Below are 14603 nucleotides of genomic sequence, written 5' to 3' on the forward strand. Positions count from 1 at the left end.
AGGGGCCGCAAGGCCCTGACGTTCACCCCGCGAACGTCGGGGCTCTTGCCAGTCTAGGAGTCATCCGCGTATTCGCCAGCCGCGGGCGCCGTCTATTGCACGCGCTGAGTTCTGACCTTCAGTTCTGCAGCGGCGCCACCCCGGCGCGCTGATGGGCGCGGGTCCAGGGATTCTGCTCGTCGGCGAATTTCACCGCCAGACGCTCCAGCACCCGTTGCGTGGGCGCATTGGTGCCATGCAGCAACAGCAGGGGCAACAGCAGCAGGCTGGCGCCCAGCGCGGCCTGACGCGGCTTGAGATTGACCTCCTGGCCCCGCAGCAGCCACAGCAGGCTGCCGCTGGCGGCGTAGCCGATGGGCAGGCCGGTAACCACTTCCGAGATCGAGTGATAGCCCAGCACCACCCGCGAGACGGCGATGAGCAGGGCGCACAGCGCGCCCAGGGCGGCCGCGGTCAGCCGCAGCGACGGCCGCGCCCGGCTGGCCAGCAGCCAGCCGAGGACCGGCAGCACGCTGCCCACCAGCATGGAGTGACCGCTGAAGCCGGTGAAGTCCAGGCGCGGAATGCCCAGGCCCCAGCCAAAGAAGGCGATCTTCGACAGGGCCACGCTGAGACTGGCCGCACCAAACAGCAGCAGCCAGAGCAGTGCCGCCCGCGCCGACAGACCGGCCAGCAGCCAGAGCGCGATCAGCACGGCGCAGGGAAGCATCACCGAGGAATCGCCGAAGTTGGTGATGAACAGCCACATGGATAAGCACACTCCTGGAGAAGACGAGGCATTCTGACCACCGCACGCCCAGAGGTTGCATCGCCCGTGCCAGCCTGTGGACTGGTGCAAGAAAGCGCTGGGACCCCGGTTGCAGACCCAGAAAAAAGCCCCGGCACCGGAGGTGGCGGGGCTGTCTGCCGGGAGGCGTCTTACAGACCGGCAGCGGCGCGCAGGGCGGCGGCGCGATCGGTGCGTTCCCAGGTGAAGGTGGTGAAGGTGTCATCGCCCACGGTGATTTCCTGGGGATGGCGACCGAAGTGACCGTAGGCCGCGGTGGCCCGGTACATCGGGTGCAGCAGGTCGAGCATGGTGGTGATGGCGTAGGGGCGCAGGTCGAAATGCTCGCGCACCAGCTGCACGATCTTCTCGTCGCTGATCTTGGCGGTGCCGAAGGTGTTGATCGAGATGGAGGTGGGCTGGGCCACGCCGATGGCGTAGGACACCTGGATCTCGCAACGATCGGCCAGGCCGGCGGCGACGATGTTCTTGGCCACGTAGCGACCGGCGTAGGCGGCGCTGCGGTCGACCTTGGACGGGTCCTTGCCGGAGAAGGCGCCACCGCCGTGACGGGCCATGCCGCCGTAGCTGTCGACGATGATCTTGCGGCCGGTCAGACCACAGTCACCCACCGGGCCGCCAATGATGAACTGGCCGGTCGGGTTGATGTGGAACTGGGTGTCCTTGTGCAGCAGCTCGGCGGGGATGACGTGCTTGACGATCAGCTCCATCACGGCTTCGCGCAGGTCGGCGTACTTGACCTCGGGATTGTGCTGGGTGGACAGCACGATGGCGTCGATGCCGACCACCTTGCCGCCGTCGTAGCGGCAGGTCACCTGGGACTTGGCGTCCGGACGCAGCCAGGGCAGCAGGCCCGACTTGCGCGCCTCGGCCTGACGTTCCACCAGGCGGTGGGAGAAGGTGATGGGCGCGGGCATCAGCACATCGGTCTCGTTGCAGGCGTAGCCGAACATCAGGCCCTGGTCACCGGCGCCCTGGTCTTCCGGCTTGCTGCGATCGACGCCCTGGGCGATGTCCACCGACTGCTTGCCGATGATGTTGACGATGCCGCAGGTGGCGCCGTCGAAGCCCACGTCCGAGCTGTCGTAGCCGATGTCGACGATGACGTCGCGCACCAGTTGCTCCAGGTCGACCCAGGCGGAGGTGGTCACCTCGCCGGCGACGATGGCCACACCGGTCTTGACCAGGGTCTCGCAGGCCACGCGGGCGTGCTTGTCCTGGGTGATGATGGCGTCGAGCACGGCATCGGAGATCTGGTCGGCGATCTTGTCCGGATGGCCTTCGGACACGGACTCGGAGGTGAACAGGGAATATTCGCTCATCGAATGGTTCCTAAATTACCAAGGGGTAGGGGCCCGCAGGCCGGTCGAGACAGCAGTTTCCTTGCTGGACATGACGCCCTTGAGCGTCGGGTCCGCCCGCCACTGGCCGGTTGGCCTCATGACGGGGTGTTTCCCTGATCCGGGCGCGCGAACTGGCGCACCTGGATCTGAAAGCCGTTGCGCAGGCCGAGGTAGAGGCTTTCGCCCGCCTGCAGGCCGGCGGCCTGGGCCCAGCGCGCCAGTTCGTCCTGGTCGAAGCCGAGCCAGAGATCGCCACAGGCCGCGCGCGCCCAGGTCTGGTCGTGGGGGCAGAGGTCGGTGATCACCAGACTGCCGCCCGGCGCCACGCGCCGCGCCAGCTGCTGCAGCGCCTCCGCCGGCGCGGCGAGGTGGTGCAGGACCATGTTGAGGACCACGCAGTCGGCCGCTGGCAGCGGCTCGGCGAGGGCGTCGGCCAGTTGCAGTTCGACATGGGCGAGGCCATCGCGCTGGCAGCGCTGGCGCGCCAGTTCGAGCATGGCCGGGCTGTTGTCCACCGCCACCACCCGGGCGAAACGCCGCGCCAGGTCCGGCAGGAAGGCGCCGTCGCCCGGGCCCACCTCCAGGGCACAGCCGCGCGGATCCAGGGCCAGGGCGTCCAGCAGGCTGAGCAGGCCGTCGCGATACTGCGGCAGGCTGGCGATCAGGTCCTGCTGGGCCTGGAATTTTTCCGCCACCCGGGCGAAGAAGTCGCGACTCACCGCCGCGCGCTGGGCATGCACCTCAGTGATCCGCGTCTGCACGGCGCTGGGCAGGTCCAGGGCGTCCACCTCTTCGAGCAGGGCGGCGTGCAGGGCGCCCCCCAGGCTGCCGGGGCGGGGCAGGGCGCGGCGATAGAAGATGGCGTTGCCCTCGCGGCGGGTGGCCACCAGTTGCGCCTGGGCCAGCACCTTGAGGTGGTGGCTGATGCCGGACTGGCCGGTGGCGAAGATCTGCGCCAGTTCCAGCACGCCGAAGGAGGCGCTGTGCAGGGCGCGCAGAACGTTCAGGCGCAGGGGATCGCCGCCGGCCTTGCACAGGGCGGCGAGGGTATCTCCTGGTTCTTGGCCGAGCGCCGGCACGCGGAGCGGATTCATGGGGCGCTAGTCTAGAGACCCATCCCGGGCCTCGCAAGAAAAGCATCAAAAAGTTTTGATACTTGTCCATGGCGGTGGGCCGCGCATACCTTCGTCGAGGAAGGTAAGATGCCGGGGCCTTTTGCTCAGCGGTCTTCGCAACGTTGCGGTAACGACCGCGAGACTCGCGCGTCCAACCTGCAGCCCTCTTCCAGGAGCGTCACCGGGTAACCCATGTCCGTCCAGCCACCGTCCCCTTCCGCGCCTGCCGCCGGCACGCGCCTGGTGATCTGCGAGCACTGCGATTCGGTGCATCGCCTGGAGCCGCTCGCCGCCGGCGAGCGGGCGCACTGTCTGCGCTGTGGCGCCTTGCTCTATCGTGCCAGCCGCCTGGACATCCAGGGTCTGCTGGCGCTGGCGATCGCCGCGGCGGTGCTGTTCGTGATCGCCAATGTCGGGCCCATCCTGCAACTCAGCTTTCGCGGCCTGCACAGCGAGGCGACCCTGCTGGAATCGGTGGTCGCCATGAGTCGCGGCTTCGCCGGCCCCATGGCGCTGGTGGTGGCCATGACCCTTTTCGTGGTGCCGCTGCTGCAGATCCTGCTGCTGCTCTGGGTGCTCGGCTTCGCCCAGCTCGGCCGCCGTGCCCCCGGCTTCGCCACGGCCATGGTCACCCTGCATTACCTGCGGCCCTGGAGCATGATCGAGGTCTTCGTGCTCGGCGCCCTGGTGGCGGTGATCAAGCTGGCCGGCCTGCTGCACGTGGTGGTGGGCCTGGGGCTGTTCGGCATGGTCGGGCTGATGGTGGTCCTCTTGATCATCGCCAAGCGCGACCTGCACCCGCTGTGGGACGCCGTCGGGGAGCGTGAGTCTTGAGCGCGCCGCAGTTGCCGCCGCGCGCCGACGAACTCGGCCTGTGCCTGTGCCACGTCTGCGGCAAGGTCTGTACCGCGCCGCGCCGGCACAAGGCCGGCTGCCCGCGCTGCGGCTCGGCGCTGCACCGGCGCAAGCCCAACGTCTATGCCAAGACCTGGGCCTATCTGCTCGCCGCGCTGATCCTCTATATCCCCGCCAATACCCTGCCGGTGATGTTCACCGGTACCCTGGGCCGCGGCACGGAAAGCACCATCCTCGAGGGGGTGATCGAATTCTGGGAGAACGGCTCCTGGGGCGTCGCCCTGGTGATCTTCATCGCCAGCGTGGCGGTGCCCTCCATCAAGTTTCTGGTGCTCGGGACCCTGCTGGTGAGTTGCCAGCGCCGCAGCGACTGGGCCACCGCCCAGCGCGCCCGGCTCTATCGCTTCGTCGAGCTGATCGGCTACTGGTCGATGCTCGACGTGATCGTGGTGGCCCTGGTCTCGGCGCTGGTGCACTTCGGTGCCCTGAGTTCGGCGGCGCCGCGCCTGGGTATCGTGTTCTTTGGTTTCGTGGTGGTGCTGACGATGCTCGCCGCGATGAGTTTCGATCCCCGCTTGATCTGGGATGCAGAGGTGAACGATGACGGACAGGCATGAACCCGACGCCCTGGCGCCTACCCCCGAGGTACGCCGCAGTCGCTGGAGCGTATCGCTGATCTGGCTGGTGCCCATCGTGGCGGCCCTGATCGGGCTGTCCATGGTGATCCACAGCTGGGCCTCGCGCGGGCCGACCATCACGGTGACCTTTCTCACCGCCGAGGGCCTGGAAGCCGGCAAGACCCAGGTCAAGTACAAGAACGTGGTGATCGGCACCGTCAGCGACATCCAGCTGGCACCGGATCGCAACCGGGTGATCACCACCATCGAGCTGGAAAAGTCCGCCGAGGGCTTCGCCACCAAGGACGCGCGCTTCTGGGTGGTGCGGCCGCGCTTCGGCGTCAATGGCGTCTCGGGGGTCGACACCCTGGTGTCGGGCGCCTTCATCGGCGCCGACATCGGCGATTCCACCGAGTCCCATCGCGACTTCCGCGGTCTGGAGCAGCCGCCGGCGCTGATTCACGGCGCCTCGGGCAAGAGATTCATCGTCACCGCCGACGACATCGGCTCGCTGGACGTCGGCTCGCCGGTCTATTACCGGCGCATCCAGGTCGGCCGGGTGGTGTCCTTCCACCTCAACCAGGACGGCAAGGGCGTCAGCGCGCAGATCTTCGTGGATTCGCCCTATGACCGCTTCGTCACCGCCAACAGCCGCTTCTGGAACGCCAGCGGGGTCGATGTCTCGCTCAGCGCCTCCGGCCTCAAGCTCAATACCCAGTCGCTGGCCACGGTGGTGGCAGGCGGTATCGCCTTCGTCACCCCCGAATGGCCCAAGGATCCGCAGGAGGCCGACGAAGACCAGAGTTTCACCCTGTTCGACGACCAGGCCAGCGCCCTGGCGCCGCCGGATGGCGAGCCCTTCTATGTGCGGATGAGATTCCAGCAGTCGCTGCGTGGCCTCGCCACCGGGGCGCCGGTGGAATTTCTCGGCATGAACGTCGGCCGGGTGGTCTCCCTGACCCCCGACTACGAGGATGCCCAGGATCGCTTCTCGCTGATCGTCGGCGCGGTCATCTATCCCCAGCGGCTGGGCGACGTCGGCAAGCGCATCGAAACCAAGGACCGCGACGGCAAGCTGTTCGCCGGCTGGGTGGCCCGCGGTCTGCGCGCCCAGGCCCGCACCGGCAACCTGCTGACCGGCCAGCTCTACATTTCCGTCGACTTCGTGCCCAATGCACCCAAGGTGGCCTTCGATCCCCAGGCCAAGCCGCTGTCGATCCCCACCGTCACCGGCAGCTTCGATCGCCTGCAGGAGCAGATGGCCGGCATCGTCAACAAGATCGACAAGATCCCCTTCGATTCCATCGGCAAGAATCTCGACACCAGCCTGGCGCAGCTCAGCGGCACCCTCAAGCAGCTCAACGCCGGGGTCCTGCCGCAGCTGACCACCACCCTGATGGGCGTGCAGCAACTCACCGGCAGCGCCAGCCAGAGCCTGGGCGCGGATTCCCCGGTGCAGCAGAATCTGACCCAGACCCTGGAAGAGATGCAGCGCATGGCGCGTTCCCTGCGCGTGTTCGGCGACTACCTCGGTCGCCATCCGGAATCCCTGATCCGCGGTCTGGTGACCGATCCGCCGCCCAAGTTCGAACCGGGCTCCCGCGATCCCGCCAAAGGAAAACTGCAATGAAGCGCCTGACCTGCCTGGCTCTGCCCCTGCTGCTGGCCGCCTGTTCGTCCAAGGCGCCGCTCAACTACCACACCCTGACCAGCGCCGCGGAGCCCGCCAGCCAGGCGCGCGCGGCGGACTTCCGCTTCGCCCTGCAGGGCGTCTCGGTGCCGCCCCAGGTGGATCAGCCGCAGCTGGTGGTGCGCCAGGGCGAGGGCATCGCCCTGCTGGAAAACGAACGCTGGATCGCGCCCCTGGCCGACGAGGTGCGCAGCGCCCTGTCCGCCGACCTGTCGCGGGACCTCGGCACCCTGGACCTGGGCGATGCCCCGCGCGGCAGCGGCGCCCCGGTGCTGCGCATCAAGGTGGATCTGCAGCGCTTCGATTCGCAGCCCGGGCGCGGCGTCCAGCAGGACGCGCTCTGGATCCTGCGCCTGGCCGAGCCGGGCGGGGAGCGGGTGCTCACCTGCGGCAGCCGGATCAGCCAGCCCGCCGGCGCCTCCTATGCCGAGGTCGTCGCAGCGCACCGCCAGGCCCTGGCAGCCCTGGCCCGGCGTATAGAACCAGTGGCGCGCGCCTTCGTGGCCGACGGCGCGACAGTCTGCCCGGCGGGCTGAAGCGACCGCGCCGATTGCTGGAAGTGCCCTGGCTGGGCCAGAATGATGGCCCTTTCGCTCTGCCTCTGCCAGGAGACACCGCAATGCCCAGCCGTCGTGATCGAGCCAACGCCATCCGTGCCCTCAGCATGGATGCCGTGCAAAAAGCCAACAGCGGCCACCCCGGCGCCCCCATGGGCATGGCCGACATCGCCGAGGTGCTCTGGCACGATCAGCTCAAGCACAACCCTGGCAACCCCCAGTGGGCCGACCGTGACCGCTTCGTGCTGTCCAACGGCCACGGCTCCATGCTCATCTATTCGCTGCTGCACCTGTCCGGCTACGACCTGTCCATCGACGACCTGAAGAATTTCCGTCAGCTGCACAGCAAGACCCCGGGTCACCCCGAATACGGCTACGCCCCGGGCATCGAGACCACCACCGGTCCTCTGGGCCAAGGCATCGCCAACGCCGTGGGCTTCGCTCTGGCGGAAAAGGTCATGGCCGCCCAGTTCAACCGCGATGGCCACCAGATCGTCGATCACCACACCTACGCCTTCCTGGGCGATGGCTGCATGATGGAAGGCATCTCCCACGAGGTCTGCTCCCTGGCCGGCACCCTGGGCCTGTCCAAGCTGATCGCCTTCTATGACGACAACGGCATCTCCATCGATGGCGAGGTCGAAGGCTGGTTCACCGACGACACCCCCAAGCGCTTCGAGAGCTACGGCTGGCAGGTGATCCGCAACGTCGACGGCCACGACGCCGACGAGATCAGGACCGCCCTGGACACCGCGCGCAAGAGCGACAAGCCCACCCTGATCTGCTGCAAGACCGTGATCGGCTATGGCGCGCCGCACAAGCAGGGCAAGGAAGAGTGCCACGGCGCTCCCCTGGGCAACGACGAGATCCAGGCCGCCCGCGAACTGCTCGGCTGGTCCCATGCGCCCTTCGAGATTCCCGCCGAGCTCTATGCCGACTGGAGTGCCAAGGAGCGCGGCGCCGTCGCCGAAGCCGAATGGAACGAGCGCTTCGCCGCCTACGCCCAGGCCCATCCGCAGCTGGCCGCCGAATTCAAGCGCCGCATGGCCGGTGACCTGCCCGCCGATTTCGCCGAGCGCGCCGCCGCCTTCATCCAGGACGTCGCCACCAAGGGCGAGACCATCGCCAGCCGCAAGGCCAGCCAGAACGCCCTGCAGTTCTTCGGTCCGCTGCTGCCCGAGCTGCTCGGCGGTTCCGCCGACCTGGCCGGCTCCAACCTGACCCTGTGGAAGGGCGCCAAGGGCGTCACCGCCGAAGACGCCAGCGGCAACTATGTCCACTATGGCGTACGTGAATTCGGCATGAGCGCCATCATGAACGGCGTCGCCCTGCACGGCGGCCTGGTGCCCTACGGCGCCACCTTCCTGATGTTCATGGAATACGCGCGCAACGCGGTGCGCATGTCGGCGCTGATGAAGCAGCGGGTGCTCTATGTCTTCACCCACGACTCCATCGGTCTCGGCGAAGACGGTCCGACCCACCAGCCGGTGGAGCAACTGGCCTCCCTGCGCTACACCCCCAACCTGGACACCTGGCGTCCGGCCGATGCGGTGGAATCCGCCATCGCCTGGAACGCGGCCCTGGAGCGTCGCGACGGTCCCAGCGCGCTGATCTTCTCGCGCCAGAACCTGGCCCACAGCGTGCGTGACGAAGCCACCCTGGGCAACGCCGCGCGCGGCGGCTACGTGCTCAAGGACTGCGTCGGCGAACCCGAGCTGATCCTCATCGCCACCGGCTCCGAAGTCGGCCTGGCGGTGCAGGCCTACGAGCGCCTGAGCGCCGAAGGGCGCCAGGTGCGCGTGGTCTCCATGCCCAGCACCAGCGTCTTCGACCGCCAGAGCCCCGAGTACCGCCAGCAGGTCCTGCCGGTAGAAGTCGGTGCCCGCATCGCCATCGAAGCCGGCATCGCCGACTTCTGGTACAAGTACGTTGGTCTCGACGGTCGCATCATCGGCATGCACACCTACGGCGAATCCGCCCCGGCTGCCGCGCTGTTCGAGCACTTCGGCTTCACCCTGGACAACGTCCTGGCGGTGGCTGGCGAGTTGCTGGAAGACTGAGTCCTGCCGCGCTAATAGAAAAAGCCACGCTGAGGCGTGGCTTTTTTATGCCCGGGATTCAGCGCCTGCTCAGGGATTCACCCGGATGCTCGGCCCTGCCAGGGTGACCCCGCCGGCCTCCAGCTGCACGAAGCTGCCGCCGGCCTTGAGGGTCAGGCGGGCGCCGGCTTCCAGGACAATCTTCTGGCCGGACTGGAGCCGGATCTCGCTGCCGGCCTCGACCAGCAGACTGCCGTCCAGCCGCAGGTGCTGACTCTCGCCGATGTCCAGGTGGTCGTCGGCGCGCACCTCGCTGCGGCGCTCGCCCCGGGTGATGCGGTGTTCCTCGGCGTGGAATTCGCTGTAGCTGTTGCCGCGGATGCGCTCATGGCGCTCGTGGCCGATCTCGCTGCGGTGATCATGGCCGATGCGTTCGTCCCAGTCGCGCTGGGCATGGACATGGATCTCTTCCTGACCCTCTTGATCCTCGCTGCGCAGTTCGTTGTATCCACCGCCGCCGGGGCTGCTCAGGCTCTTGAAGGTGGTGCGGGTCTTGTCCCGGGGCAGCTCCAGCGGTGGGCGATGCTCGGCGTGGTACAGGCAGCCGATCACCAGGGGTTGGTCGGGATCCCCCTCGAGAAAGCCCACCAGCACCTCCATGCCGATCCGCGGCACCGCCAGGGCGCCGTGGCCGTCACCCGCCCAGCCGCTGGCGACCCGCAGCCAGCAGCTGGTGCGCTCATCGGCCCGGCCCTGGCGGTCCCAGTGGAATTGCACCTTGATCCGGCCCAGGGCATCGCAATGGATGTCCTCGCCGGCCGGTCCGGTGACCACGGCGCTCTGGGCGCCCAGCAGCCTGGGCTTGGGATGGCGCAGGGGCAGGCGGAAGGGCTGCGTCCAGGGCCGGGCGACGAAGCTGTTGCGATAGCCCTGGCGCCAGCCGTCGGCCGGGATGGCGTCGGCGGCGTCTTCCTCCAGGACCTGGGGCTGGCGACCCTGGTGCTGGATCTCAATCAACAGCCAGAGCTGATTCCAGTCGGCGCGCGGGTGCTGTTCCAGCGGCAGGAAGTGCCCGCTCACCAGGCTGGGCTGGTCGCTCGCGCCCTCGGCCTGAACGGCGTCCCCTCGCAGGCGCTCCAGGCGCCGGCTGCTCAGGCGCTGGCCGGTAGCGCGATCGGTGAAGCCGCCGGGAAAGCCATAGTCTTCCAGCGCGGGCTGGGCCGCGGCGTCCGCACGGCTGTGCAGGCGCAGCCGAGGTTGCAATGGGTCGTGATCGCGCAGGGTCGCGGCGCTGCTGCGGATCTGCAGGCCGACCGCCAGGCGACTGATCACGGGTTCGTCCGTCACCAGACCACTGCCGGGTCGATAACGGGTGGCGCCCAGCCGCGCAAAGCCGGTGGCGTCATCGCCAAACACCAGCACATGACCGTCGCGGCGATGCTGGTGGTGGAAGTGCAGGCCCTCTTCTTCGCAGAGGCGGGTGAGAAAGGACAGATCGCTTTCGCCGTACTGCACGCAGTAGTCGCGCGGCGGATAGCGCGTTGGCCCCAGGGCGAAGCGATAGTCGCCGTCGAGGATGCCGTGCTCCTCGAGCAGCTGCGCCAGGATCTCGGGCACGCTGCGTCCCTGGAAGATGCGGGAATTGGCGCGGTGGGCCAGGGCAGCCAGGCGCGGCACCAGTTCGGCGCGATAGCGGGTCAGGCGCCGGCCCGTATCGCCCTGGGCCACGGCGGCGAGCTGGCCGTGGATGCCCTGGTCACCCGGACCCAGGGCGAGAAAGGCGGGCCGCTGCAACAGCGCTTCCAGCGGCCAGTCCGGGCGCTCGCTGACCAGCTCGAGCTGGAAGCGATAGGGCTGGCCGATGGCCTCGTGGCCGTCGAAGGCGAGCACCTGGAAATCCTGGGCGACGCCGTCCAGCGTCAGGGTGAAGGTCGGGGTATTGGCTGAGCTGAACATCGCATCGCGTCCTTGCGAATCGAAAGCTCCAGTGTGCGCTACAGGGTTGCACCGACTCAAGCGCCGAAAGGTGCATTCTAGAGCCTTTTAACAGGCAGATTCTGGCGCAGTGCCAGGCTGGGAGGCGGCGAAGAGATCCCGCGGCTGCGGCAGTGCGCCTTCCAGTTCCAGCAGGAATTGCTTGGTCGGCAGGCCGCCGCCAAAGCCGGTCAGGGCGCCGGACGCCCCTATCACCCGGTGGCAGGGCAGCACGATGGGCAGCGGATTGCGCCCGTTGGCGGCGCCCACCGCGCGCATCGCCTGGGGTCGGCCGAGATGGCTGGCGAGTTGACCATAGCTCCAGGTCCGGCCGTGGGGGATCTCCGCCAGGGCCTGCCAGACCGCCAGCTGGAAGGGGGTGCCGCGCGGTGCCAGGGGCAGCTCGAAGGTCCGGCGCTGCCCGGCGAAGTACTCGCCCAGCTGCTCGCGGGCCAGGTCGAGGATGGGGTGGTCGGCGGCGCTCCAGCTGGCGTCGCGCTTGGCCAGGTAGCGATTCTCGGGAAACTCCACCACGCGCAGGCCACTGTCGTCGGCGGCCAGGGTGAGCGTACCTATGGGGCTGTCCAGCAGGCAGTAGGCGATCATCGGGGCGACTCCTTGGCGAGACGGGTGGGAACGGGCTCGGCGGGGGCGTCGGCGGGCGCCTTCCAGGTGGCTTCCCGCCAGACCTGCATCACCCCGTAGGCACGCCAGGGCCGCCAGGCTTCGGCGCGGGCGTACAGGGCCTTGGCGGTCAGGCGCTCGCCGGGCGGCGCCAGCCGCTTCTGCAGCACCAGGTCTTCCACCGGGCAGGCATCGGGATGGGCCAGGGCACGCAGGGCGATGTACTGGGCGGTCCAGGGCCCTATGCCCTTGAGCGCGATCCAGCGCCGGGCGAAATCGTCCAGGGTGCGCCCGGTGTCGAAGTCCACCTCGCCGGCGCGCAAGGCCCGGGCCACGGTGCCGAGGGTGCCGGCGCGGGCGCGGATCAGGCCGAGGCCGGTGAGGTCTTCCAGGGCGGCATCGGCCAGGGCATCCACCGTGGGAAAGAAGTGATGCAGACCGGCTGGCGGTCGACTGGCCTCGTGACCAGGCTCGCCCCAGGGGCGGCCAAAGCGCTGCACCACCCGGGCGGTCATGGTGGTGGCCGCCACCACGCTGACCTGCTGGCCGATGACGGCGCGCACGGCGATCTCGAAGCCGTCCCAGCCACTGGGCAGGCGCAGGCCCGGCCGGCGCGCCACCAGTTCGGCCAGGGTCGGATCGACCGCCAGACCCTGGGCGATGGCTTCGGGATCGGCGTCCAGATCGAACATGCGGCGGATACGCGCCACCGCCGCTTGCAGCTCCCCAGGTGCAGCGCCGTGCAATTCCAGGCGCAGCGCCGGCGTGTCGGCGTCCCAGGCCGAGACGCGCAGCCAGCCGGGCTGTTCGGGGGTGCCGATCACCCGGGCGTAGCTGTGGTCATCTAGGACCTCGACGCCGGGCAGGGCGTGGCCGCGGAGAAAATCCAGCTGGGCGGCGAAGTCGTAGGGCGGACGATAGGCCAGGCGCAAGACCAGCACCGGCGAAGCCGCGGCCTGACCTTTGCGCACCTGACTGGGGGCCAGGCCGTAGGCGTCGCGAAAGGCGGTGTTGAAGCGCCTGAGACTGCCGAAGCCGGCGGCCAGGGCCACCTCGGTGATGGGCAGCCGGGTCTCGCTGAGCAATTGCTTGGCGAACAGCAGTCGGCGGGTGGTGAGCACCGCCAGGGGCGCGGCGCCGAGGCGCTCGACGAACAGCCGGCGCAACTGGCGTTCGCTGAGGTCGAGGCGGGCGGCGAGGGCGGGCAGGCCGCCGTCGTCCAGGCCTTCGTCCATCAGTCGCAGGGCGCGGGCCAGGGTGGCGTCGCCGCGTTGCCAGTGGCCGCCGGCGGGGGAGAGCTCCGGGCGGCATCTTAGGCAGGGACGATAGCCCGCGGCCTCGGCGGCTGCGGCGCTGGGGTAGTAGCTGACGTTTTCCGGGCGTGGCGGTTGCGCCGGGCACACCGGCCGGCAGTAGATGCCGGTGGTGAGCACCGCGGTGTAGAACAGGCCGTCGAAACGCGGATCCCGCGCCAGGCGGGCGCGTTCGAAGGCGGGAATATCGGGGAAGGCGTTCATGGCGGCAGGTTAGCACCGCCGGGGAGAGGTGACTGGCCGTTTTCGGACGGGACCGCTGAGGTAGAGAGCTATCGCGGCCATGGGCCGCTCCTACAAAAGTAGCACTGCCCTGTAGGAGCGGCCCATGGCCGCGATAAGCCGTATTACTTAGCATCGTAGCGTGGAAAACGGCGCAGCCTTTTCTGCTGGGGACTTCGCGGCGAGGGGCGCCCTCACCCCAACCCTCTCCCAGGGGGAGAGGGGGCTTGCCGGAGCAGGCCGGTTCAGCATCGTAGCGTGGAAAACGGCGCAGTCTTTTCCACTAGAGCTTCGTCGCGAGGGGCACCCTCACCCCAACCCTCTCCCAGGGGGAGAGGGGGCTTGCCGGAGCAGGCCGGTTCAGCGTCGTGGCGTGGAAAACGGCGCAGCCTTTTCTGCTGGGGACTTCGCGGCGAGGTGGGCCCTCACCCCAACCCTCTCCCACGGGGAGAGGGGGCTGATCGGAGCAGGAGGTTGGCTCAGAAATCCCAATCCTCGTCTTCGGTACTCACCGCCTTGCCGATGACATAGGACGAACCCGAGCCGGAAAAGAAGTCGTGGTTCTCGTCGGCGCTGGGCGACAGGGCGGCAAGGATCGCCGGGCTGACGTCGGTCATGCTGCTGGGGAACAGGGCTTCGAAGCCCAGATTCATCAGCGCCTTGTTGGCGTTGTAGTGAAGGAATTTCTTCACGTCCTCGCTCCAGCCGACGCTGTCGTAGAGGTCCTCGGTGTAGGCCACCTCGTTGTCGTAGAGATCCTGCAGCAGCTCGTAGGCGAAGTCCTTGACCTGCTGGCGGCGCTCCGGGCTTTCCTTGGCCAGGGCCTGCTGGAATTTGTAGCCGATGTAGTAGCCGTGCACCGCTTCGTCGCGAATGATCAGGCGGATCAGGTCGGCGGTGTTGGTCAGCTTGGCGCGGCTGGACCAGTACATCGGCAGGTAGAAGCCCGAATAGAACAGGAAGGACTCCAGGAAGACGCTGGCCACCTTGCGCAGCAGCGGGTCCTCGGCGTGGTAGCGCGCGAGGATCAGGTCGGCCTTGGTCTGCAGATAGGGATTCTCCTCGCTCCAGCGATAGGCCTCGTCCACGTCCGGCGTCGAGCAGAGGGTGGAGAAGATCGAGCTGTAGGAGCGGGCATGCACGGCTTCCATGAAGCCGATGTTGGCGATGACCGCTTCCTCGTGGGGGGTGACGGCATCGGCCAGCAGGGTCGGGGCGCCCACGGCGTTCTGGATGGTGTCCAGCAGGGTCAAGCCGGTGAAGACGCGGATGGTCAGCTGCTGCTCCTCGGGCGTCAGGGTCGCCCAGGAGGGAATGTCGTTGGACAGCGGGATCTTTTCCGGCAGCCAGAAGTTGCCGGTCAGGCGATTCCACACCTCCAGGTCCTTCTCGTCCTGGATGCGGTTCCAGTTGATGGCGTTGATGCGATTCAGGCGCGGGGCGTTCATAGCTGCATTCATGACCTTT

The 14603-nt window shown here is 68.2% G+C and carries 12 protein-coding genes; 5 read left to right on the plus strand and 7 right to left on the minus strand.

Going from position 1 to position 14603, the window contains the following annotated elements:
* Nucleotides 1-118: 118 nt before the first annotated feature.
* The 3 genes from POR01S_RS09490 to POR01S_RS09500 form a co-directional block, all read right to left on the minus strand.
* Nucleotides 119-748: a phosphatase PAP2 family protein gene (locus tag POR01S_RS09490; RefSeq protein ID WP_027598217.1), complete on the minus strand. Its 630-nt coding sequence runs from the start codon at nucleotides 746-748 to the stop codon at nucleotides 119-121.
* Nucleotides 749-918: 170 nt separating this feature from the next.
* Nucleotides 919-2109, minus strand: coding sequence for a methionine adenosyltransferase (gene metK / locus POR01S_RS09495; protein ID WP_027598218.1), 1191 nt, complete (start codon nucleotides 2107-2109; stop codon nucleotides 919-921).
* 116 nt (nucleotides 2110-2225) lie between these two features.
* Nucleotides 2226-3224 carry an ArsR/SmtB family transcription factor gene (locus tag POR01S_RS09500; RefSeq protein ID WP_042135348.1) on the minus strand — a complete coding sequence of 333 codons (999 nt, stop codon included), beginning with the start codon at nucleotides 3222-3224 and terminating at the stop codon, nucleotides 2226-2228.
* 213 nt (nucleotides 3225-3437) lie between these two features.
* Here POR01S_RS09500 and POR01S_RS09505 point away from each other — a divergent pair, with 213 nt between their 5' ends.
* The 5 genes from POR01S_RS09505 (at nucleotide 3438) to tkt (ending at nucleotide 9024) form a co-directional block, all read left to right on the plus strand.
* Nucleotides 3438-4079 carry a paraquat-inducible protein A gene (locus POR01S_RS09505; protein ID WP_027603063.1) on the plus strand — a complete coding sequence of 214 codons (642 nt, stop codon included), beginning with the start codon at nucleotides 3438-3440 and terminating at the stop codon, nucleotides 4077-4079.
* Nucleotides 4076-4717: a paraquat-inducible protein A gene (locus tag POR01S_RS09510; RefSeq protein ID WP_115945141.1), complete on the plus strand. Its 642-nt coding sequence runs from the start codon at nucleotides 4076-4078 to the stop codon at nucleotides 4715-4717. The genes POR01S_RS09505 and POR01S_RS09510 overlap by 4 nt, the downstream gene beginning before the upstream one ends.
* Nucleotides 4701-6347 (plus strand): PqiB family protein, encoded by a 1647-nt coding sequence (locus tag POR01S_RS09515; protein ID WP_042135353.1) that lies wholly within the window; start codon nucleotides 4701-4703, stop codon nucleotides 6345-6347. Before POR01S_RS09510 ends, POR01S_RS09515 begins: the two co-directional genes overlap by 17 nt.
* On the plus strand, nucleotides 6344-6943 hold the full coding sequence (locus POR01S_RS09520) for a PqiC family protein (RefSeq protein WP_042135355.1): 600 nt from the start codon (nucleotides 6344-6346) through the stop codon (nucleotides 6941-6943). The genes POR01S_RS09515 and POR01S_RS09520 overlap by 4 nt, the downstream gene beginning before the upstream one ends.
* Before the next feature lie 83 nt (nucleotides 6944-7026).
* Complete coding sequence (gene tkt / locus POR01S_RS09525; protein ID WP_042135357.1) at nucleotides 7027-9024, plus strand: transketolase; 1998 nt, start codon at nucleotides 7027-7029, stop codon at nucleotides 9022-9024.
* A gap of 69 nt (nucleotides 9025-9093) precedes the next feature.
* On the opposite strand, the gene POR01S_RS09530 is transcribed toward tkt, so the two are convergent.
* The 4 genes from POR01S_RS09530 to nrdF all read right to left on the minus strand — a co-directional run bounded on the left by POR01S_RS09530 (nucleotide 9094) and on the right by nrdF (nucleotide 14596).
* Nucleotides 9094-10959, minus strand: a complete 1866-nt coding sequence (locus tag POR01S_RS09530) for a type VI secretion system Vgr family protein (protein WP_042135358.1) — start codon at nucleotides 10957-10959, stop codon at nucleotides 9094-9096.
* An 87-nt stretch (nucleotides 10960-11046) separates the two neighbouring features.
* Nucleotides 11047-11583: a methylated-DNA--[protein]-cysteine S-methyltransferase gene (locus POR01S_RS09535; RefSeq protein WP_027598226.1), complete on the minus strand. Its 537-nt coding sequence runs from the start codon at nucleotides 11581-11583 to the stop codon at nucleotides 11047-11049.
* Entirely contained in the window at nucleotides 11580-13118 is a 1539-nt protein-coding gene (locus tag POR01S_RS09540) for a DNA-3-methyladenine glycosylase 2 (protein WP_042135361.1), read from the minus strand. Before POR01S_RS09540 ends, POR01S_RS09535 begins: the two co-directional genes overlap by 4 nt.
* Nucleotides 13119-13615: 497 nt before the next feature.
* The gene (nrdF, locus tag POR01S_RS09545) at nucleotides 13616-14596 is read right to left on the minus strand and encodes a class 1b ribonucleoside-diphosphate reductase subunit beta (protein WP_288493776.1); all 981 of its coding nucleotides are present in this window, start codon (nucleotides 14594-14596) and stop codon (nucleotides 13616-13618) included.
* Between the last annotated feature and the right edge of the window lie 7 nt (nucleotides 14597-14603).

This window comes from Pseudomonas oryzihabitans NBRC 102199 (genome assembly GCF_000730625.1).
GTDB lineage: Bacteria > Pseudomonadota > Gammaproteobacteria > Pseudomonadales > Pseudomonadaceae > Chryseomonas > Chryseomonas oryzihabitans.

Bases quoted from the DNA above. Each gene is read 5' to 3' on its own strand.
- POR01S_RS09530 (WP_042135358.1), bottom strand. From the start codon at position 10,959: ATGTTCAGCTCAGCCAATACCCCGACCTTCACCCTGACGCTGGACGGC.
- nrdF (WP_288493776.1), bottom strand. From the start codon at position 14,596: ATGAATGCAGCTATGAACGCCCCGCGCCTGAATCGCATCAACGCCATC.
- POR01S_RS09505 (WP_027603063.1), top strand. From the start codon at position 3,438: ATGTCCGTCCAGCCACCGTCCCCTTCCGCGCCTGCCGCCGGCACGCGC.
- tkt (WP_042135357.1), top strand. From the start codon at position 7,027: ATGCCCAGCCGTCGTGATCGAGCCAACGCCATCCGTGCCCTCAGCATG.
- POR01S_RS09490 (WP_027598217.1), bottom strand. From the start codon at position 748: ATGTGGCTGTTCATCACCAACTTCGGCGATTCCTCGGTGATGCTTCCC.
- POR01S_RS09515 (WP_042135353.1), top strand. From the start codon at position 4,701: ATGACGGACAGGCATGAACCCGACGCCCTGGCGCCTACCCCCGAGGTA.
- metK (WP_027598218.1), bottom strand. From the start codon at position 2,109: ATGAGCGAATATTCCCTGTTCACCTCCGAGTCCGTGTCCGAAGGCCAT.
- POR01S_RS09520 (WP_042135355.1), top strand. From the start codon at position 6,344: ATGAAGCGCCTGACCTGCCTGGCTCTGCCCCTGCTGCTGGCCGCCTGT.
- POR01S_RS09540 (WP_042135361.1), bottom strand. From the start codon at position 13,118: ATGAACGCCTTCCCCGATATTCCCGCCTTCGAACGCGCCCGCCTGGCG.
- POR01S_RS09535 (WP_027598226.1), bottom strand. From the start codon at position 11,583: ATGATCGCCTACTGCCTGCTGGACAGCCCCATAGGTACGCTCACCCTG.
- POR01S_RS09500 (WP_042135348.1), bottom strand. From the start codon at position 3,224: ATGAATCCGCTCCGCGTGCCGGCGCTCGGCCAAGAACCAGGAGATACC.